At 72.0% G+C, this 18,643-nt stretch carries 20 protein-coding genes; 11 read left to right on the top strand and 9 right to left on the bottom strand.

Annotated features, from left to right (window positions below):
* Positions 1-26: 26 nt before the first annotated feature.
* Positions 27-386, top strand: coding sequence for a hypothetical protein (locus BUB97_RS00625; RefSeq protein ID WP_073130205.1), 360 nt, complete (start codon positions 27-29; stop codon positions 384-386).
* A gap of 66 nt (positions 387-452) precedes the next feature.
* On the opposite strand, the gene BUB97_RS00620 is transcribed toward BUB97_RS00625, so the two are convergent.
* A complete protein-coding gene (locus BUB97_RS00620; protein ID WP_073130203.1) occupies positions 453-1,409 on the bottom strand; it encodes an acetyl-CoA carboxylase carboxyltransferase subunit alpha in 957 nt (318 codons plus the stop codon).
* A 194-nt stretch (positions 1,410-1,603) separates the two neighbouring features.
* Between BUB97_RS00620 and BUB97_RS00615 the strand changes: the two genes are divergently transcribed.
* Positions 1,604-2,593, top strand: coding sequence for a Bug family tripartite tricarboxylate transporter substrate binding protein (locus BUB97_RS00615; protein ID WP_073130200.1), 990 nt, complete (start codon positions 1,604-1,606; stop codon positions 2,591-2,593).
* Positions 2,594-2,605: 12 nt separating this feature from the next.
* Positions 2,606-3,349, top strand: a complete 744-nt coding sequence (locus BUB97_RS00610; protein ID WP_073130197.1) for an SDR family oxidoreductase — start codon at positions 2,606-2,608, stop codon at positions 3,347-3,349.
* Positions 3,350-3,352: 3 nt separating this feature from the next.
* Here BUB97_RS00610 and BUB97_RS00605 read toward each other — a convergent pair whose 3' ends face one another.
* Together BUB97_RS00605 and BUB97_RS26080 are read right to left on the bottom strand one after the other, a co-directional pair.
* A complete protein-coding gene (locus BUB97_RS00605) occupies positions 3,353-4,255 on the bottom strand; it encodes a tyrosine recombinase (protein ID WP_073130194.1) in 903 nt (300 codons plus the stop codon).
* Positions 4,256-4,293: 38 nt separating this feature from the next.
* A complete protein-coding gene (locus BUB97_RS26080; RefSeq protein ID WP_175562525.1) occupies positions 4,294-4,440 on the bottom strand; it encodes a hypothetical protein in 147 nt (48 codons plus the stop codon).
* 218 nt (positions 4,441-4,658) lie between these two features.
* Between BUB97_RS26080 and aroB the strand changes: the two genes are divergently transcribed.
* A complete protein-coding gene (gene aroB, locus BUB97_RS00600; RefSeq protein WP_073130191.1) occupies positions 4,659-6,293 on the top strand; it encodes a 3-dehydroquinate synthase in 1,635 nt (544 codons plus the stop codon).
* Positions 6,294-6,340: 47 nt separating this feature from the next.
* On the top strand, positions 6,341-6,895 hold the full coding sequence (locus BUB97_RS00595) for a DUF2889 domain-containing protein (RefSeq protein WP_073130189.1): 555 nt from the start codon (positions 6,341-6,343) through the stop codon (positions 6,893-6,895).
* A 7-nt stretch (positions 6,896-6,902) separates the two neighbouring features.
* Here BUB97_RS00595 and BUB97_RS00590 read toward each other — a convergent pair whose 3' ends face one another.
* A complete protein-coding gene (locus BUB97_RS00590; RefSeq protein WP_073130186.1) occupies positions 6,903-8,471 on the bottom strand; it encodes a tetratricopeptide repeat protein in 1,569 nt (522 codons plus the stop codon).
* Positions 8,472-8,505: 34 nt separating this feature from the next.
* Entirely contained in the window at positions 8,506-8,790 is a 285-nt protein-coding gene (locus tag BUB97_RS00585; RefSeq protein WP_245818107.1) for a BolA family protein, read from the bottom strand.
* Between the two features lie 91 nt (positions 8,791-8,881).
* Here BUB97_RS00585 and BUB97_RS00580 point away from each other — a divergent pair, with 91 nt between their 5' ends.
* The 5 genes from BUB97_RS00580 (at position 8,882) to BUB97_RS00560 (ending at position 14,069) form a co-directional block, all read left to right on the top strand.
* Positions 8,882-9,472: a J domain-containing protein gene (locus BUB97_RS00580; RefSeq protein ID WP_073130183.1), complete on the top strand. Its 591-nt coding sequence runs from the start codon at positions 8,882-8,884 to the stop codon at positions 9,470-9,472.
* Positions 9,473-9,524: 52 nt separating this feature from the next.
* Positions 9,525-10,523 carry a cobaltochelatase subunit CobS gene (gene cobS, locus BUB97_RS00575; RefSeq protein ID WP_073130177.1) on the top strand — a complete coding sequence of 333 codons (999 nt, stop codon included), beginning with the start codon at positions 9,525-9,527 and terminating at the stop codon, positions 10,521-10,523.
* Between the two features lie 6 nt (positions 10,524-10,529).
* On the top strand, positions 10,530-11,177 hold the full coding sequence (locus tag BUB97_RS00570; RefSeq protein ID WP_073130173.1) for a glutathione S-transferase family protein: 648 nt from the start codon (positions 10,530-10,532) through the stop codon (positions 11,175-11,177).
* A complete protein-coding gene (cobT, locus tag BUB97_RS00565; protein WP_073130169.1) occupies positions 11,174-13,051 on the top strand; it encodes a cobaltochelatase subunit CobT in 1,878 nt (625 codons plus the stop codon). The genes BUB97_RS00570 and cobT overlap by 4 nt, the downstream gene beginning before the upstream one ends.
* 94 nt (positions 13,052-13,145) lie before the next feature.
* Positions 13,146-14,069: an esterase-like activity of phytase family protein gene (locus tag BUB97_RS00560; RefSeq protein WP_073130163.1), complete on the top strand. Its 924-nt coding sequence runs from the start codon at positions 13,146-13,148 to the stop codon at positions 14,067-14,069.
* Here the strand turns inward: BUB97_RS00560 and BUB97_RS00555 are convergent.
* From BUB97_RS00555 to BUB97_RS00540, 4 genes are all read right to left on the bottom strand, one after another.
* The gene (locus tag BUB97_RS00555) at positions 14,054-14,815 is read right to left on the bottom strand and encodes a sensor histidine kinase (RefSeq protein WP_073130160.1); all 762 of its coding nucleotides are present in this window, start codon (positions 14,813-14,815) and stop codon (positions 14,054-14,056) included. The two genes, BUB97_RS00560 and BUB97_RS00555, sit on opposite strands and share 16 nt — an antisense overlap.
* 134 nt (positions 14,816-14,949) lie before the next feature.
* The gene (rpmB, locus tag BUB97_RS00550) at positions 14,950-15,246 is read right to left on the bottom strand and encodes a 50S ribosomal protein L28 (RefSeq protein ID WP_073131034.1); all 297 of its coding nucleotides are present in this window, start codon (positions 15,244-15,246) and stop codon (positions 14,950-14,952) included.
* A 124-nt stretch (positions 15,247-15,370) separates the two neighbouring features.
* Positions 15,371-15,637 carry a hypothetical protein gene (locus tag BUB97_RS00545; protein ID WP_073130158.1) on the bottom strand — a complete coding sequence of 89 codons (267 nt, stop codon included), beginning with the start codon at positions 15,635-15,637 and terminating at the stop codon, positions 15,371-15,373.
* 37 nt (positions 15,638-15,674) lie between these two features.
* Entirely contained in the window at positions 15,675-17,597 is a 1,923-nt protein-coding gene (locus BUB97_RS00540; RefSeq protein ID WP_073130155.1) for an ABCB family ABC transporter ATP-binding protein/permease, read from the bottom strand.
* Between the two features lie 199 nt (positions 17,598-17,796).
* Here BUB97_RS00540 and BUB97_RS00535 point away from each other — a divergent pair, with 199 nt between their 5' ends.
* Entirely contained in the window at positions 17,797-18,642 is an 846-nt protein-coding gene (locus tag BUB97_RS00535; protein ID WP_073131032.1) for an NUDIX hydrolase, read from the top strand.
* The last annotated feature ends 1 nt before the right edge of the window (position 18,643 follow it).

Below are 18,643 nucleotides of genomic sequence, written 5' to 3'. Positions count from 1 at the left end.
GCCACTGCGCCAGGAACAGCCGCGCCATGCCGCCCCGCGTCGCCTTCCGCCTCGCCGCCCTGCTCACCGCCAGCAGTCTCGCGGCCTGTGCGCCCGGCCCTGCGGGCCCCTACCAGCAGCAGGCCAACAGCGCGGCCTATGCCTGCCAGCAGGGCATCGCGGAAGCCTGCCAGGACTACCAGGCCCTTGCCCCCGCCGCGAATGCGGAGGCGTATCAGCAGCAGCAGAACGCCCAGGTCGGAACAGCCGTCGCGGCGGGTGTGGTCGGCGCCATTGCGGGGGCGGCCATCGCCAGCAGCGCGCGCAGCGACCGGCGCCATTACCGCGGCCGCGGCTATTATCACCGCCCGCCGCACCGATCGTATCACCGCCACTACTATCGCTGAGCAGCGCCTGAGGCTGCCGCATCAGGCCAAGCCGCTCACCTCTCCGTTGGTTCGGAGCCGCTGCTCTCAGACCAGGCCGGTCCGGCCCATCTCCAGGAACTTCTCGCGGCGGCGGGCCCGCAGCGTCGCGCCGTCCAGCGCGAGGAGCGGGGTGAGGCAGGCCTCAATCCGGTCGCCCACCTTCTCCACCATCCCGGTGGGCTCGCGATGCGCGCCGCCCATCGGTTCGGGCACCACCGTATCCACCAGGTTCAGCTTCTTCAGGTCCTCGGCGGTCAGGCGCAGCGCCTCGGCGGCGGTCGCGGCCTGGCCCGCGTCACGCCACAGGATGCTCGCGCAGCCCTCGGGGCTGATCACGCTGTAGATCGAGTGCTCCAGCATCAGCACGCGGTCCGCCGCCGCGATCGCGATGGCGCCACCGGATCCCCCCTCGCCGATGATCGTGGCGATGAAGGGCACCGGCGCGTCCAGCCCGGCCTCGATGGAGCGGGCAATGGCCTCCGCCTGGCCACGCGCCTCGGCCTCCACGCCCGGGAAAGCGCCGGCCGTGTCCACGAAGGAGAGGATGGGCAGGTTGAAGCGTCCGGCCAGCTCGATCAGCCGGCGGGCCTTACGGTAGCCCTCCGGCCGCGGGCTGCCGAAGTTATGCTTGATGCGGCTTTCGGTATCCGAGCCCTTCTCGATGCCCAGCACCATCACCGGCTGCCCACGGAAGCGCCCGAGCCCGCCCACCATCGCCTGGTCATCGGCGAAGGCGCGGTCGCCCGCCAACGGCGTGAAGTCCTCGATGAGCCCGGCGATATAGGCGAGGCACTTCGGCCGGTCCGGATGGCGCGCCACCTGCGCCTTTTGCCACGGGGTGAGCTTGGCATAGGTGCTCGCCAGCAGCTTCTCAGCCTTGTCGCGCAGCTTGCCGATCTCGTCGGCCACGTCGATGCCGCCCGCATCGGTCGTGCGGCGCAGCTCCTCGATCTGGCCTTCCAGCTCGGCAATCGGCTTCTCGAAATCCAGGAAGTGACGCATCAAGGGGTCCGGTCCGGGGGCGCGGGGGGATTAGCGCAGGGCGGCGCGCCGCGCCAGCCGCCCGCCCGGATCACGGAAATGCGCTGCCACCGGCGCCATGCCAAGCCAGCATTCCGTTCCGGCGCTGGCCCGAACCGCTCTACGCTCCCCCGGTAACCGCCCGGATACACGGACGGAACACCCGGAGGACCGCCATGCCTGCCCTGACCCGGCGCCAATCGCTGCTCGGCGCCAGCCTCGCCGCGCTCAGCCTTCCCCATATCGCCCGCGCCCAGGGTACCTTCCCCGACCGCCCGATCCGCGTCGTCGTCCCCTTCCCCGCCGGCGGCACGACGGACATGCTCGCGCGCCTCTTCGCCCAGCGGATGACGGAGGGGCTGGGCCAGGCCGTCGTGGTCGAGAACCGCGGGGGTGCGGGCGGCTCCGTGGGCGCCGATGTGGTCGCGAAGGCCGCGCCGGACGGGCACACCCTCCTCTTCCACAACCTGACCTTCACCTCCACCACGGCCGCGCTGCAGCTCGCGAACCGCGCCCCGCATGATATCGAGCGGGACTTCGCGCCCGTCTCCCTGGCCGCCAACGGGCCCATGCTGCTGGTCGCGGCATCCGCCGTGCCGGCGCGCGACCTCCGGGAGTTCGTCGCCTATGCCAAGGCGTCCCCCTCGGGCCTGTTCTATGGCTCCACCGGCCCGGGCAGCATCATGAACCTGGCCGGGGAGGTGCTGAAGCGGGACGCGGCCATCAACCTGGAGCATGTGCCCTTTCGCGGCGCCGCGCCGCTCGTGCAGGAATTGGTGGCCGGCCGCATTCAGTTCGGCGGGGATCAGCTTTCCACCGCCCTGCCCCATGTGCGCGGGGGCGCGCTGAAGCCCATGGCCACGCTGGCCGCCCAACGCTCCGCCGCCTTGCCGGACGTGCCCACGGTCCGGGAACAGGGCTTTCCCAATATGGAGTTGCGGGGCTGGAACGGCTTCTTCGCCCCCGCCCGCACGCCGGAGCCCATCATCGCCCGCCTGCAGCGGGAGATCGCGGCCGCGGCCGCCCAGCCGGAGGTGCGGCGGCGCATGGCCGAGGTCGGGGCGGAACCGGTCGGGTCGTCTCCCGCCGAACTGCGCCTCGCCGTCTCGGAACAGATCGCCCAGGTCCGTCCGCTGATCGCCGAGCTGCGCCTTCAGGTAGAATAGGGAGAACCGGGAATGGGCGTGATCGTGGTGACGGGCTCGGGCCGCGGCATCGGCGCCGCCACCGCCAGGCTGGCGGCGCGGCGGGGCCATGCGGTGGTGGTGAACTACGCCGAGCGCGAGGACCGCGCCCGCGCCGTGGTGGAGGAGATCCGCGCCGGCGGCGGCCGCGCGGCGATGGTCCGGGCCGATGTGTCGCGGGAAGAGGAGGTGGAGGCCCTCTTCGCCGAGACCGACCGCGCCTTCGGCCGCCTGACCGGGCTGGTGAACAATGCCGGCATCACCGGCCCGGCGACCCGCACGGAGGGGTACGATGCCGCCACGATCCGCCGCATCCTGGAGGTGAACGTCACCGCCACCTTCCTCTGCACCCAGGCCGCGCTGCGCCGGATGTCCACCCGGCAGGGGGGCGCGGGCGGCGCGATCGTGAACCTCTCCTCCATCGCCGCCACCATTGGCGGGCCTGGACAGTGGACGGCCTATGCCGCCGCGAAGGGGGCGGTGAACAGCCTGACCATCGGCCTGGCCAAGGAGCTGGCGCCCGAGGGCATCCGCGTGAACGCCATCCTCCCCGGGCTGATCGACACCGAGATCCACGCCGCCGCCGGCCTGGGGGACCGCCTGGCCAAGCTGGGGCCCACCATCCCCATGGGCCGGGTCGGCACGGCGGAGGAATGCGCGGAGGCCATTCTCTGGCTGCTCTCCGGCGAGGCGGCCTACCTGACCGGCGCGCTCATTCCGATGACGGGCGGCCGCTGATCCTCACCCCGCGCCGCGTGCGGCGGAGAGCGGGTGGTGCTCCTCCACCAGGGCCCGCAGCCTCTCTTCCAGCACATGGGTGTAGATCTGGGTCGTCGCGATATCGGCATGGCCGAGCAGCACCTGCAGGCTCCGCAGGTCCGCCCCCCGGCCGAGCAGGTGGGAGGCGAAGGAGTGCCGCAGCACATGCGGCGAGACGCGATCGGGGTCGAGGCCCGCCGCCAGCGCCGTCTCGTTCAGCAGGTTGTTGAGCGTTTGCCGCGTCAGATGCCCCGAAGCCCCGCGGGAGGGAAAGAGCCAGCGCGAGCCCTCCTTCCCCTTGCTCGCCTCGCGGGCGGCCAGGGCGGCGGCGCGGGCCCGGGCGCTGATGGGAACCAGCCGCTCCTTCCCGCCCTTGCCCCGGACCACGACCAGGGGCGAATCCTCGCGCAGCGCGGTGGCGGGCAGCTCGATCAGCTCGCTCGCCCGCAGGCCAGAGCAATAGAGAAGCTCGCAGACGGCCACGGCCAGCGGCGCCCGCTTCTCCGCCAGGCGGCCGGCGGCGGCGATCAGCGCCTCCACCTCCTCCTCCTGCAGGGGGCGGGGCAGCAGGGCAGGCTTGCGCGGGCTGTCCAGCGCCTCGGTCGGGTCGTCGGCCCGCACCCCTTCCCGCGCGAGGAAGCGGTGGAACTGGCGGAGGGCGGAAAGCCGGCGGGCCGCCGTACGCGGCGAAAGCCCGGCATCGGTCAGGCCGGAGACATAGCGGCGCAGCGTCTCCGCGCTCATCGCCTCCGGTGCCTCCCCGGCCCGGCGCTGGGCGAAGCCGGCCGCGTCCTCCAGATCGGCGCGATAGGCGGCGAGGGTGTTGCGGGCGGCGCCGCGTTCCGCCGCCAGCATCTCCAGGAAGGCCTCGAGATGCCGGTTCACGCGCCGCGGATCAGAGCCAGGGGGTCAGGGCGAGCGGGTCAGCGGGTGCCGAAGCGCTCATTCGGCAGCACCCGCTCCACGGGTTGCTGCGTCACCCCCGGGGGGAAGGCGCCGACAGCCAGAAGCGCTGCCACGAGGGCCCCGATCAGCAGCAGCACGAGCAGCAGAAGAGGGCGTCGGAACATCAGGCGATCGGCTTCCCATGGCGTCCGGTGTAAAAGCCGGCGGACCGCCCGGACGACGCGGCGGCCGGGCTGTGCTAGCGTCGCGCGCCGTGTCACGCAACCTCGCCGATCCCCTCGTTTCCCAACCGGGCCCTGATGAGGCCCAGAACGGGTTCCCTCCCCTCCCCGCCGCACCGTCGGGGGAAGGCTTCGCCACGCCCTCGGCCGCCCCGCGCCCCGTGCCGCCGGGCCGCAGCATCGTGCTGGTCGGCATGCCCGGCGCCGGGAAATCCGCCATCGGCCGGCGGCTCGCCGCCCGGCTGGGCCTGCCCTTCCTCGATGCTGACACGGAGATCGAGAATGCCGCCGGCATGACGGTGGCCGAGATCTTCGCCCGCTATGGCGAGGCGCATTTCCGCGACGGCGAGCGCCGGGTGATCGCCCGCATCGCCGCCGGCCCGCCCGTGGTGCTGGCCACCGGCGGCGGCGCCTATGTCGATGCCCGCACCCGCCGCGCCCTGCGGGAGGCCGGGGCTGTCACCCTCTGGCTCCGCGCGGATGTTCCCGTGTTGAAGCGCCGCATCGCCGGCCGCAGCAACCGCCCCCTTTTCATCGGACGTGATCCGGAGGAGGTGCTGCGGGGCATGATGCAGGCCCGCTACCCCTTCTATACCGAAGCCGACATCGCCCTCGATTGCGGCGAGGACACGCCGGAGGTCACCACCATCCGCGCGGAGCGCGCGATCGCCGGCTGGCAGCGTCCGGCCCGCCTGCCCGTGGCCCTTTCCGCCAATGCCTATGAGGTGGTGGTGGGCAGCGGCCTGCTGCCCCGCGCGGCCGGCCTGCTCTCGCCGCACCTGCCCTCCCGCCGGGTCGCCATCGTCTCGGACGCCTCCGTGGCCGCGCTGCACCTGCCCGTGTTGCGCGCCGGCCTGCAGGAAGGCGGCTTCGACATCCGCGCCGAGGTGACGGTGCCGCCGGGCGAGGGCTCAAAGCGCCTTTCCATGCTGGAGGAGGTGCTGGAGGGAATCCTCGCCGCCGGCGCCGACCGGAAGACGAGCGTGATCGCCCTGGGCGGCGGCGTGGTGGGCGACCTGGCCGGCTTCGCGGCCGCCGTGGCCCTGCGCGGCATGCCTTTCGTGCAGATCCCCACCACCCTGCTGGCCCAGGTGGACAGCTCGGTCGGCGGCAAGACCGGGGTGAACCTGCGCGCCGGCAAGAACCTGGCCGGCGCCTTCCACCAGCCCCGCATCGTGCTGGCCGATACCGATACCCTGGCCACCCTGCCCGCCCGCGAGCTGCGCGCCGGCTGGGGCGAGGTGGCGAAGCACGGCCTGCTCCAGGGCCCGCTCTGGGAATGGTGCGAGGCCTGCGGCCCCGCCGCCATGGCCGGCGACCCCGAGGCGCTGCGCCATGCCGTGCTGGAATCCTGCCGGCTGAAGTCTGGGGTGGTGGTGGCGGATGAGAGGGAGGAGGCCCCGGAGGGCGGCCGCGCCCTGCTCAATCTCGGCCATACCTTCGCCCACGCGCTCGAGGCCGAGTGCGGCTATGACGGCACGCTTCTCCATGGGGAGGCGGTGGCCGTCGGCCTCGGCCTGGCGGCCAGCCTTTCCGCCCGCCTCGGCCATTGCGCCCAGGAATGGCCGGGCCGGGTGATGGAGCACCTGGCCGCCGTCGGCCTGCCCGCCCGTATCCAGGACCTGCCCCGCGGCTTCTCGGCGGAGGCCCTTCTCGGCCGCATGCGCAAGGACAAGAAGGTGCGCGACGGCGCGATGCGCTTCGTCCTGCTGCGCGGCGCGGGCGAGGCCTTCACCACGGCGGATGTGCCGGCGGAAGCCGTCGAGGCGCTGCTGCGGGACGAGGGCGCGGCCTGACGTCGCCCTGGTCCCCGGGGGCGCCCGGGCCTATCCTGCGCTGCACCATGCCGCTTTCACCCCCTGCCGACCGGGAACCCCTCCACCGGCGCGCCATCACCATGCACGGCTTCCGCCGCGCGGATGGGCTGTTCGACATCGAGGGGCATCTCGAGGACACCAAGACCTATCCCTTCGCCAATCTGGACCGCGGCACCATCCAGCCCGGCGAGGCGCTGCACGGCATGTGGATCCGCCTGACGGTGGATGAGGACCTCGTCATCATGGCCTGCGAGGCCGTGACCGATTCCTCCCCCTACGCGATCTGCCCCCAGGTCGCGCCGAACTTCGCGGCGTTGGAGGGCGTGCGGATCGGCCCCGGCTTCACCCGCGCGGTAAAGGAGCGGGTCGGCGGGGTGCATGGCTGCACGCATCTGCGGGAAATGCTCGCCCAGATGGCCACCGTCGCCTTCCAGACGATCTATCCCGTCCGCCGCAAGCGGGAGATGGACGACCCGAAGGCCGCCGAGGCGGCACGCAACCGGATGATCGGCACCTGCTTCGCCTATGCCCCGGACAGCCCGGTGGTGACCGAGCGCTGGGGCAAGGCCGAACCGGGCTGAACGGACCCTAGAAGGGCCGCCCGAACAGCCGCTTCAGCAGCGACACGCGCCGGCGCGGCATGGCGAGGGCCGGGTCGGGATAGCCCCCCGCAATGCGGGCGGCGGTGTCCCGCACGGGGTCCCGTCCGGCCGGCGCCTGCGCCATGGCCGGCGGCCCGGCCGGTACTGGCTCCCGGCCGCCCGGGGACTCCGGCACCGGCGGTACCGGAACCGGCGGCTCGACCCGGGCGTCGCGCTTCCGCGCCCGTTCCACCCGGGCGAGGCCGTGGGCCGCCCCTTCCGCTCCACCGCTCGCCGAGGCCCGCGCGAAGGCCTCCGCCGCCTCTTCCGTCCGCCCGAGGACAAGCAGCGCATCGCCGAGGGCCAGCGCGCCGTGGAAACCGAGCGGCCGCAAGGCGAGGGCCTGCCTCGCCGCATCCGCCGCGCCCTCGCCATCGCCCTGGCGGAGCCGGGCGATCGAGAGCCCTACCCAGCCCCAATCGCCCTCCGGTGCCAAGCGCGTGGCTTCTTCCAGCACCGTCCGTGCGCGGGACGGCTGGCCTTCCATCAGCAGGAGATGGCCGAGATGGGTCATCAGGGCCGGGGGAGCCTGGCCAGCCTCCATGGCCTGTTCGGCCGCCCGCCGGGATTCCGCCAGGCGCCCGATGCCCGCGAGCTTCAGGCTTCGGTCGAGATGGGCATGCGGGGTGTGGGGCGTGCTGTTGAGAAGCCGTTCGACAAGCGCCTCGGGCGGCTTGGTAACGTCCGGCGGCGCCTGAAGCCGTGTCCAGCTTTCCATCGCCTCGCCGAGCACCCCAACCTCGGTATCCGCATCCAGTCCCCTGGAAAGGGCCTCGTCCAGCAGGACGTTTCCGGCCTTGGCCCGGCCCCGGGTCAGCAGTGCCGCCCCCATGCCGGCGAACCAGAAGGGCGTCTCGTGGCGCCGGGTCCGCATGATGCGCCGGAAGGCCGGCAGGTCGTCCCGCCGCAGCGTGTCCAGCACCTCCGCCAGCACCGCCTGGCCGGTCAGGAGGCGGATGGTCGCATGGAACATGCCCCGCACCGGCACTGGCACCGGGCCGAGGGGAGCGAGGAGGGCGATGTTGCGCGCGTCGAGCGCGTGCAGGGGATCGAAGAGCATCCAGGCCCGCGGCGGCACCTCGCCCGCCGTCACCCGCATCCCGGCATGCAGGGCCGGGTCGTGGCTGATGTGGAAGCGGCCATCCTCCGGCACGTCCTCGGGCGCGATGGAGAACTGGGGGGAGAGCGCCAGCGCGTGGCTGAGGCCGAGCAGGCGCCCGTATTTCAGCACCGCATAGGCGCCCATGCTGTAGCCGTAGCCGAACGCCTCCGGCCCGATCCGCCCCCGCAACCGTTCGGCGGCGGCCCTCATCGAGGCGGCCGGATACCAGTTGGGGCGCTGCGCGACGAAGCCGATCGCCGGCCACCCCATCCGGGCGATCGGGTCGCCCGCCCAGATCCCGTGCTCCGCGGGCCGGCGCGAGTAGCCGCCGAAGGTCACCACGGTCGGGAGGCTGGCGTCGCCCGGGACGGCCCGGACGACGAGCTCCGAATCCTCGTACAGCGTCTCGACCACAGGCCTAGCCCGGACCGATGAGGACACGCCCGGGCTACTCCCCAGGGGCCCGCAGCTCCAGCGCCAGGGCGTGCATGCCCGCGCCGAATTCCTCGGCCAGCGCCGCATGCACGGCGCGGGACCGCGCCAGCCGCGTCATGCCCGCAAAGCCGGGGGCGACGACCCGGATGGCGTAATGCGTCTCCCCGCCCGGCCGTGCGCCGGCATGGCCCGCATGCAGGCCGCTGTCGTCGCGCACCGTCACCTCGGCGCCGGGGAAGGCATGAAGGAGCGTGGCGCGCAGGCGCCCGGCCCGCGTGGTCATATCCGGCGTGTCCATATCAAGAGGCTTTTCCATGTCTTCGAGGCGGGTGTGAAGGGACGTTTCGTGCCTTGCCGGCGCGGGCCGCTACGCTCATAAGGTGCGCACCATGGCCCGACGCGGCGCAGCACCCCTCCGATCCACCGTCCCCCCCGGCAGCTCCACCCGGACCTGCGAGGCTCCAGGCTGCGAGGCCCCCGGCGAGTTCCGGGCGCCTCGCGACCGGTCCCGGCTGCGGGACTACTATCATTTCTGCCTTGAGCATGTCCGCGCCTACAACCAGGCCTGGGATTTCTACCGGGGCATGTCCCCGGAGGAGATCGAGCAGAACCTGCGCGAGGATTCGGGCTGGCAGCGCCCCACCTGGCCTCTTGGACGGCTGGGCGGGCAGGCCCATATCGGCCCCGAAGGCCTGCGGGACCCGCTGGGCCTCTTCGCCGACACCAAGCCCACGCCGAAGAAGACCGCGAAGGAAGCGCCGCCCGAATTGCGCGCCGCCCTCGACGTTCTGGGCCTCGGCTGGCCGATCGACGAGGACGGGCTCCGCGCCCGCTACAAGGACCTCGCCAAGCGCTACCACCCCGATGCCAATGGCGGGGACAAATCCTCCGAGGAGCGGTTGAAAGATATCAACCGAGCCTACAGCCTCATCCGCAAGCGCCTCGCGACGCTTGCCCCGCAGCCGAGCCAGGCGGCCTGACCCCCCGAGAGGCCTGCCGCCTGTCCCCCTCTTCACGGAACCGGACCCGCCCATGAACAAGGTCGCAAGCCTCGCCGAGAGCCGCCCCCAGATCGACATGCCGGATGTGCAGGTCTCCGTCCGCGAGGTCTTCGGCATCGAGAGCGACATGACGGTCCCGGGCTTCTCCGTCCGCGCCGAACACGTGCCGGAGGTGGACCCCACCTATAAGTTCGACCGCGACACGACGCTCGCCATCCTCGCCGGCTTCGCCTTCAACCGCCGCGTGATGGTCCAGGGCTATCACGGCACCGGCAAGTCCACGCATATCGAGCAGGTGGCCGCGCGCCTGAACTGGCCCTGCCTGCGCGTGAACCTAGACAGCCACATCTCCCGCATCGACTTGGTCGGCAAGGACGCCATCGTCCTGAAGGACGGCAAGCAGGTGACCGAGTTCAAGGAAGGCATCCTTCCCTGGGCCCTGCAGCACCCCTGCGCCATGGTGTTCGACGAGTATGACGCGGGCCGCCCGGACGTGATGTTCGTCATCCAGCGCGTGCTGGAGGTCGAGGGCAAGCTGACCCTCCTCGACCAGAACCGCGTCATCCGCCCGCACCCGGCCTTCCGCCTCTTCGCCACCGCCAACACGGTGGGCCTGGGCGACACGACGGGCCTCTATCACGGCACCCAGCAGATCAATCAGGGCCAGATGGACCGCTGGAACATCGTGGCGACCCTGAACTACCTGCCCCATGCGCAGGAGACGCAGATCGTGGCCGCCAAGCTGGGCGTGGCCGAGAACGACGCGAAGGGCCGCAAGCAGATCGAGGCGATGGTCGCGCTCGCCGACCTGACCCGCGCGGGCTTCATCGCCGGCGACATCTCCACGGTCATGTCGCCGCGCACGGTCATCACCTGGGCCGAGAACGCGAAGATCTTCGGCGATGTCGGTTTCGCCTTCCGCCTCTCCTTCCTCAACAAGTGCGACGAGGCGGAGCGGAGCACGGTGGCCGAGTACTACCAGCGCTGCTTTAACGAGGAGATCCCGACGGGTCTCTACGTGAAGCGCTGAGTCGCCATGGCGGCGCGCTTCCTGCTGCATCACGCGCCGAAGTCCCGCTCCGCCGGTAGCCTCTGGCTGCTGGAGGAGGCGGGGGCGGATTACGAGTTGCAGTGGCACAGCATCGAGGCCGCCACGAACAAGGCCGCCGACTACCTGGCGCTCAACCCGGCCGGTAAGCTGCCCGCCCTGGTGGACCGGGGGCCGGAGGGTGACTGGAAAGGCGTGGTGGTGACGGAATCCGCCGCCATCGCCGCCTATGTCGCCGATACCCTGCCCGAGGCACGACTCGCTCCGCCCGTGGGTTCTCCGGCCCGCGCCACCTATGCCTTCTGGATGGCCTACGCGTCGGGCGTGATGGAGCCGGCCATGGCCGACATGGCCTTTCCCCGCGCTGCGCCCGCCCCCACCCGCGCCATAGGCTGGCCGCCCTTCCCGGAGGCCGTGCTGCGGGCCGAGGCTGCGCTCGCCCAGGGCCCCTGGCTGGTGGGGAACCAGTTCACCGCTGCCGACATCCTTCTGGGCGGGCTGCTCGCCTGGGTCGTGGAATGGGGCATGCTCCAGCCCGGCCCGGCCGTCGCCCGCCATCTCGCCGCTATCGAAGCCCGCCCGGCAAGGCAGGCCGCCATTCGCAAGGGAGCCGCCCCCATGGAGAAGCTGGCATGAGCGGCAGCAACAAGGACACCACCCGCCAGGAGGAGTTCAAGCGCGCCACCGCCGGCACGCTGCGCGCCATCGCGCGCTCCACCGATGTGCAGGTCGCCTTCCAGCCGGGCCCCTCCGGCCTCGCCGGCAAGCGCGCCCGCCTGCCGCTGCCCACCCGCGCCCTGCCGCCGGCCGAGATGGCCCGCCTGCGCGGCGCCGCCGATTCGGTGGCCCTGAAGCTGCGCCACCATGACGAGGCGACCCATGCCGCCCGCACCCCCGGCCGCCGCGAGGCGCGGGAGGTGTTCGACGCGCTGGAGCAAGCCCGGGTGGAGGCGGTGGGCGGCCGGCACATGGCGGGCGTGGCCGCCAATCTCCGCGCCCGCCACACCGAGCAGGCGGAGGCGGAGGGCTACGACCGCATGACCCGCAAGGACCAGCTGCCGCTGACCGCGGCGCTGTCCCTGCTGGCACGCGAGAAGCTGACCGGCGAGCCCGTGCCCCCGGCCGCGCAGCGCGTGGTCGATCTCTGGCGCGACACGCTCGGCCCGCGTGCCGATGACGCGCTGGTCGAGATGGCCCGCAACGCCGAAGACCAGGACGCCTTTGGCCGCGCCGCCCGCAGGCTCCTGGCCGCCCTCGACCTCGCCGAGGCCGAGACCGAGGCGGAATCCGAGGAATCCCAGGACCAGGAGGACGAGGGCAGCGAGACCTCCGGCGCCCAGGACAACCAGGGCGAGGGCGAGAGCAAGCCCCAGGAATCCGAAAGCCAGATGGGCGCCCAGCCCGAGCAGACGCAGGGCGAGGCGGGCGAAGAGGAATCAGGCGAGGACGACGAGGATGACGGCGCCGCCGCCGAGGGTGAGGACCGCCCGGGAGGCCCGCAGCAGCGGAAGGAGGTGCCCGTCACGGACGACACCTCCCTCTACCGCGCCTACACCCGCCAGTTCGACGAGGAGGTCTCGGCGGACGACCTCTGCGATGCCGAGGAGCTGGCCCGGCTGCGCCAGCAGCTCGATCAGCAGCTCTCCCATCTCCAGGGCGTCGTCTCCAAGCTCGCCAACCGCCTGCAGCGCCGCCTGCTGGCGCAGCAGCAGCGCGCCTGGGAGTTCGACCTGGAGGAAGGGCTGCTCGACGTGGCCCGCCTCGCCCGCATCGTCGCCTCGCCCACCCATTCGCTGACCTACAAGCGCGAGCGGGAGGCTGATTTCCGCGATACGGTCGTCACGCTGCTGATCGACAATTCCGGCTCCATGCGCGGCCGGCCGATCACGGTGGCCGCCATGTGCTGCGACATCCTCGCCCGCACGCTGGAGCGCTGCGCGGTGAAGGTGGAGATCCTCGGCTTCACCACCCGCGCCTGGAAGGGCGGCCAGAGCCGCGAGCGCTGGGTGCAGGATGGCAAGCCGCGCAATCCCGGCCGGCTGAACGACCTGCGCCACGTCGTCTACAAGGCCGCCGACGCGCCCTGGCGCCGGGCCCGCAAGAATCTGGGCCTGATGCTGCGCGAAGGGCTGCTGAAGGAGAACATCGACGGCGAGGCCCTGGAATGGGCCTACAAGCGCCTCCTCAGCCGCCCGGAGAAGCGCCGCATCCTCATGGTGATCTCGGACGGTGCGCCGGTCGATGACAGCACGCTGTCGGTGAACCCCGGCAACTACCTCGAGCGGCACCTGCGCAAGGTGATCGGCGATATCGAGGGGCGCGACATCGTGGAGCTGATCGCCATCGGCATCGGCCACGACGTCACCCGCTACTACCGCCGCGCCGTGACCATCGTGGATGCCGAGGAGCTGGGCGGCACCATGATGAAGAAGCTCGCCGAGCTGTTCGACGAGGACGCCGCGATGGCCTGGCAGCGCGCGGCGGCTGAGCGGGCGCCGGTCATGGTGTGAGGGGGATGACGTGATCGGGGGAGGCCTAGCCTCCTCATCCGCGCATCCCCGGGCGCCAGGGCTACGGCGCCGCAGCCTCGGGCGGCGCGCCGCCATGGCGGCCCTGCTCGGCGCGACGGCCTGCCAGCGCCCCGGCGGGCCGGTCGGCTTGCCCGAACCCCTGTCGCAGCCGCCCTCTCAGGCCGCCCTGCGGCCGCTCGGCGTCCTCCGCATCGACACCGGCCGCCTGGGTGCCGATGGGCTTTCCGGCCTGCATGTCGCGCCCGACCTCACCCTCACCGCCATCGCGGATCGCGGCCGTTGGGCGCAGGCGCGGCTGGTGCTGTCGGCCGAGGGCACACCGCTGGGGCTGGACGCCCCGCGCTCCGGCCCGCTGCGCGACCCGGTCGGCCGCCCCTTGCCGCGGGACATCGTCAGCGATGCCGAATGCCTGGCGGCGCTGCCGGACGGCTCCTGGCTCATCGGCTTCGAGCGCCTGCACCGGATCTGGCGTTACCGTGGCCTGGATGCGCGGGCCGAGCCGGTGGAGGCCCCGCCGAGCCTGCGCGACGCGCCGGGAAACGGTGCGCTCGAATCCCTCGGCGTCCTGCCGGACGGACGCTGGCTGGCGATCACCGAGAGCCAGCGGCCGGAGGAGGACCGCTCCTCCCGCATGGCCTGGATCGGCCGCCCGGGCCAGTGGCACGGCTTCCCTTACCGCCCCGCCCCGGGCCACGACCCCAGCGACCTCTGTCCCCTGCCCGATGGCGGCGCGCTGGTACTCGAGCGCCGCTTCCACCTGCTGGAGGGCTTTTCCGCCCGGATCGCCCGCCTGCCGCCCCTGCCGCCGCGCCCCGGCCTGCTGGAAGCCCCGACGGTCGCCCGGCTGGAGCGGCCCCTGCCGACCGACAACTGGGAGGGAATCTGCGCCTTCCGCCATGGCGGGCGCGAGTTGGTCGCCGTCATCTCCGACGACAACTCGATGTTCTTCCAAAGCACGCTGCTGATGGTGCTGGGCTGGGATCAGCCGACCAGCTGATCCTCCAGCACCCGGGCACGCGGCAGGGTAAGCCAGGTGCGCGCGCCGATGCCGGGCGCCGCCTCGAGCGTCAGCTCCCCGCCATGGGCACGCATGAGCTCCCGCGCGGCCGATAGCCCGAGCGAGAGGCCCCGCGTGCCCTCCCCGCCCGTCAGGTCGCCTCCGGGCAGCCCGGCCCCTTCATCCTCGATCACCAGGGCCACGGTCTCCGCGGCGCGGACGATGCGCAGGGTGATCCGGTCCCCCGCCCGGGTCTCGCGCGCGGCCCGTGCCAGGGCCTGGGAGAGCACGCGGCCGAGGGCACGGCGGTCGGCCAGCACGGTCAGCGCCTCCGCCTCGGGCGAGACCTGCCAGTGCCGGGCGCCCGCCCCCATGGGCAGGGCCACCGTTTCCACGGCCTCCTTCAGCAAGGGACCGAGGGGAATACGGTTCTCCTTTAGGCTGCGCGCATGGGGCTGGGCGGCGGCCTGGTCGGCCACCTCATCGGCCAGGGCAAGCAGGCGGCGCCCTTCGGATTCGACGCCGGGCGCGATCTCGGGCGGCAGGCGCGTGGCCAGGCCGAGCAGGCCCAGCCCAGGCGCCTCCAGCTCCCGCGCGACGAGGCCGAGCGAGCGGCCCTGGCTGCCGAGCCGCAGCTCGGCCTGGGCCGCGCGGGCTTCCGCCTCCCGGCTGCGTTCGAGCAGGCGCCACGCGACGAAGGCGAGAAAGGCGGCGGCGGCGGCGAGGATGAGGAGCAGGTTCTCCATGCGGCGCAGCCTGACAGCGCGCCCCTGCCGAAAGATGAACGCCCGCTGGGGAGAGGGGTGCCCGGACATAACAACGGCGCGAGGAGTATCTCCTCGCGCCGTCGGAACTCACGCCGGAAGGGCGGAAAGGGGCCTCAGGCGGCCGCCTTCTTCGCCTGCGCCTTCTCGATGCGGCGCTTCAGCACCTTCGCCTCGACCGTCAGGGCGCGGTCCGGGGTGCCGAGGAGGAAGGCGTCGAGGCCGCCATTGTGCTCCACGGTGCGGATGCCGCGGGTGGAGAGGCGCATCTGGATCGAGGTACCCAGCACGTCCGAGAAGAACGAGGACTGCTGGAGGTTCGGCAGGAAGCGCCGGCGGGTCTTGTTGTTGGCGTGGCTGACGTTGTTGCCCGTCAGGACGCCCTTGCCGGTGATGCCGCAGCGGCGGGACATGGTGGAAACCCCTGGGTGGTTCGGCCGCGCGGCCATGCGGAACCGCACGGGGCACGGGTGGTGGTCTGATAGGAAGGGCGGCGTATGGCGGTGCCGGGCCCGCGAGTCAAGCCGGAAGGCCGGATCAGCCGGCGCGCGGAGGCTCCGCGCCCTGCTGGCGCATCTCCTGCAGCTCCCCGCTCTCGACCGAAACCAGGGCGCTCCGCAGGACTCGGGCGATCGCCGGATCCTCCATCGTGCGGGCCATCAGCCCCAGCGCGCCGCCGAGCAGGGCGGAAGCGATGGAGATGGGAGAGATGCCCTGCTCCATCATGTATTCGATCGCCTTGTCGGTGACCGAGCCGGCATGGCTCAGGTCTTCCGGGGCGGCACCTTGCGGGTCCAGGGACATTCCCGGGGCCTCCTTATCAAATGTTAGGTCTAAATGGTCAGGCCGTCGCCGGAGCGGAAGACCCCATGGATGCGGGGCTGTCCAGAGGCGCGGAGGGGGATCCGACCTCCCGCGCCGCCGCGGCCGCCTCGGCGAGCGCCACCGCCTGGGCCTGGCGCCTCCACATGCCCGCATAGATCCCCTCGGCAGCCACCAGCTCGGCATGGGTGCCGCGCTCGGCAATCCGCCCCTCGGCGAGCACGATGATCTCATCCGCCTCCACCACGGTGGAGAGGCGGTGCGCGATGACCAGCGTGGTCCGGCCCCGCGCCACGCCGCGCAGGGCGGACTGGATCTCCTGCTCCGTCCGGGTGTCCAGCGCGCTGGTCGCCTCGTCGAGGATGAGGATGCGGGGGTCCTTCAGGATGGTCCGGGCGATGGCCACGCGCTGCTTCTCGCCGCCGGAGAGCTTCAGCCCGCGCTCTCCCACGCGGGTCTTGTAGCCGTCCGGCAGGCGCATGACGAAATCATGCACCTGGGCCAGCTTCGCGGCCTGGACCACCTCCTCCTCGCTCGCGTCGGGGCGGCCATAGGCGATGTTGTAGGCGATGGTGTCGTTGAACAGCACCGTGTCCTGCGGCACCACGCCGATGGCCGCGCGCACGCTTTCCTGCGTCACCTCGCGCAGGTCGGCACCGTCGATCGTCACCCGCCCGTCCCACACGTCGTAGAAGCGGAACATCAGGCGGGAGATGGTGGACTTGCCTGCCCCGGTGGGGCCGACGATGGCCAGCATCCTGCCGGGCGGCACGTCGAAGGAGATGCCGTGCAGGATCTCCCGGTTCCGGCCGTAGCCGAAATGCACATCCTCGAAGCGCACCGCGCCCGGGCCGGCCGGGAGCGCCGGCGCGCCGGGCTTGTCGGCCACCTCGCGGTGCTCCCGCATGAGGGTGAACATGGCCTCCATGTCCACCAGCCCCTGCTTCATCTCGCGGTAGACGAAGCCGAGGAAGTTCAGGGGCAGGTAGAGCTGGATGAGATAGGTGTTCACCAGCACGAAGTCGCCGACCGTCATCGTTCCCTGCGCGACGCCCTGCGCCGCCATCAGCATCACCGCCGTGAGGCCGATGGCGATGATCGCCGCCTGCCCCATGTTCAGGACGTTCAGCGAGACCTCGGATTGGATGTAGGACGTCTCGTAGCGCGCGAGGGAGGAGTCGTAGCGCCGCTCCTCATGACGTTCATTCCCGAAATACTTGACCGTCTCGTAGTTCAGCAGGCTGTCGATCGCCCGGGTGTTCGCCTCCTGGTCCGTCTCGTTCATCTGGCGCCGGAAGCGCAGGCGCCAATTGGTGAACATCAGGGTGAAGGTGACGTAGAGGGCGATGGTGCCGAGCGTGACCGCCGCGAAGGAGAAGCTGAACATCCGCCACAGGATGGCCGCGACCAGCAGGATCTCGATGATGGTCGGGATGATGTTGAACAGCATGAAGTCGAGGACGAAGTTGATCCCCCGCGTCCCCCGCTCGATCACGCGGGAGAGGCCGCCCGTCTGCCGGTCCAGGTGGAAGCGCAGCGAGAGGGCGTGCAGATGGGTGAAGACCTGCAGCGCGATCCGCCGCCCGGCCCGCGCCTGCACCCGGGTGAACACCGCATCCCGCAGCTCCCCGAAGGCCGAGGAGGCGATTCGCAGCAGGCCGTAGCCGACCACCAGCGCCACCGGCACGACCAGGATGGCGGCCGCGGTGCCGGCGCCCTGCCCGACATGCGGGGTGAGCGCATCCACCGCCCGGGCATAGGCCATGGGAACCAGGATGTTCGCGATCTTCGCCGCGACGAGGAAGAGCAGGGCGATCACCACCCGCACCCGCAGCCCCGTCTCGCCCTTCGGCCAGAGATAGGGCGCGAGGCTGCGCAAGGTGTCGAAGGTGCCACGCGGCGCGGGGCTTTCGGCTTTGGGACTGTTCTGTGCGGAGGGCACGCGGAAACTCCGGAGGCGGGCCGCGCGGCCGGGTGCGGACGGCCTGCTGGGGCCGGCGCCGGGGCGGGTCCGGGAAGGGGGCGCCACCCCGGGACGGGGAGGCCGTTGCCGGAGAGATGGGACCGAACGCCCTCCGGCGCCAGCCATGGTGAAGCATGGCGGGGATGCCCGGCGCCCCGTGGCAGGGCAGGATGAGGGGATGAATCCCTTCGCCCGCCACATCGCCGCCTGCAACAACATCCCCTCCCCCGCCGGGTACCTGCCCTTCCGGATCGGGGAGGAGCAGGTAGGATGGCTGGAGCCGGACGCCGCCCGCGCCCTCACCTTCCTGCCGAAGTCCGTGCATTTCGGGCCCGAGGGCGTCTCCCTCGCCGCCGGAGTTCGGGGAACCGCCCGCCGCACCGCCGCCATGGCCGAGATCGCCCGCACCCTGGCCAAGGCGGGATTCGGCCGCATCAGGGGGGAGGAGTTCGACGTCCGCGCCCATCCGGCCGGCCCGGTGCTCGCCACCGTGGACCGCGGCGTGCTGCCCGCCATGGGCATCATCAGCCAGGGCGTGCATGTGAACGGCCTGGTCCGCCGGCCGGACGGGCTTCACCTCTGGGTTGGCTGGCGCGCCAAGGACAAGGCGGTGGCGCCGGGGCAGATGGACAATGTGGTGGCGGGCGGCATCCCGGCCGGGCTGACGCCGGAACGCTGCCTGGCGAAGGAGGCGGAGGAGGAGGCCTCCCTGCCCGCGGATCTGGCCCTGAAGGCCCGCCCCGTCGGCCGCGTCTCCTACATCATGCGCACGGAGGAGGGCATGCGGCGCGACCTCCTCCACCTCTATGACCTGGAGATGCCCGAGGGGCTGGAGCCCCGCCCCAATGACGACGAGGTGGAGCGCTTCGAGCTCTGGCCGATCGGGCGGGTGCTGGAGGCGGTGCGGGACACGGAGAGCGTGAAGTTCAACGTGAACCTCGTCCTCATCGACCTCTTCCTGCGGGAGGGATTGCTGGAGGACCCCGACGGCTCCCTCCGCGCCGGGCTGGACCAGCTGGTGTGAC

The organism is Muricoccus roseus, from assembly GCF_900141905.1.
GTDB lineage: Bacteria > Pseudomonadota > Alphaproteobacteria > Acetobacterales > Acetobacteraceae > Roseomonas > Roseomonas rosea.
This window is presented reverse-complemented; position numbering and strand designations above follow the sequence as displayed.

Excerpts from the sequence above, each read along its gene's own strand:
- BUB97_RS00625 (WP_073130205.1), top strand. The coding sequence starts at position 27 with ATGCCGCCCCGCGTCGCCTTCCGCCTCGCCGCCCTGCTCACCGCCAGC.
- BUB97_RS00620 (WP_073130203.1), bottom strand. The coding sequence starts at position 1,409 with ATGCGTCACTTCCTGGATTTCGAGAAGCCGATTGCCGAGCTGGAAGGC.
- BUB97_RS00615 (WP_073130200.1), top strand. The coding sequence starts at position 1,604 with ATGCCTGCCCTGACCCGGCGCCAATCGCTGCTCGGCGCCAGCCTCGCC.
- BUB97_RS00610 (WP_073130197.1), top strand. The coding sequence starts at position 2,606 with ATGGGCGTGATCGTGGTGACGGGCTCGGGCCGCGGCATCGGCGCCGCC.
- BUB97_RS26080 (WP_175562525.1), bottom strand. The coding sequence starts at position 4,440 with ATGTTCCGACGCCCTCTTCTGCTGCTCGTGCTGCTGCTGATCGGGGCC.
- BUB97_RS00595 (WP_073130189.1), top strand. The coding sequence starts at position 6,341 with ATGCCGCTTTCACCCCCTGCCGACCGGGAACCCCTCCACCGGCGCGCC.
- BUB97_RS00585 (WP_245818107.1), bottom strand. The coding sequence starts at position 8,790 with ATGGACACGCCGGATATGACCACGCGGGCCGGGCGCCTGCGCGCCACG.
- BUB97_RS00580 (WP_073130183.1), top strand. The coding sequence starts at position 8,882 with ATGGCCCGACGCGGCGCAGCACCCCTCCGATCCACCGTCCCCCCCGGC.
- cobS (WP_073130177.1), top strand. The coding sequence starts at position 9,525 with ATGAACAAGGTCGCAAGCCTCGCCGAGAGCCGCCCCCAGATCGACATG.
- BUB97_RS00570 (WP_073130173.1), top strand. The coding sequence starts at position 10,530 with ATGGCGGCGCGCTTCCTGCTGCATCACGCGCCGAAGTCCCGCTCCGCC.
- cobT (WP_073130169.1), top strand. The coding sequence starts at position 11,174 with ATGAGCGGCAGCAACAAGGACACCACCCGCCAGGAGGAGTTCAAGCGC.
- BUB97_RS00560 (WP_073130163.1), top strand. The coding sequence starts at position 13,146 with ATGGCGGCCCTGCTCGGCGCGACGGCCTGCCAGCGCCCCGGCGGGCCG.
- BUB97_RS00555 (WP_073130160.1), bottom strand. The coding sequence starts at position 14,815 with ATGGAGAACCTGCTCCTCATCCTCGCCGCCGCCGCCGCCTTTCTCGCC.
- rpmB (WP_073131034.1), bottom strand. The coding sequence starts at position 15,246 with ATGTCCCGCCGCTGCGGCATCACCGGCAAGGGCGTCCTGACGGGCAAC.
- BUB97_RS00545 (WP_073130158.1), bottom strand. The coding sequence starts at position 15,637 with ATGTCCCTGGACCCGCAAGGTGCCGCCCCGGAAGACCTGAGCCATGCC.
- BUB97_RS00535 (WP_073131032.1), top strand. The coding sequence starts at position 17,797 with ATGAATCCCTTCGCCCGCCACATCGCCGCCTGCAACAACATCCCCTCC.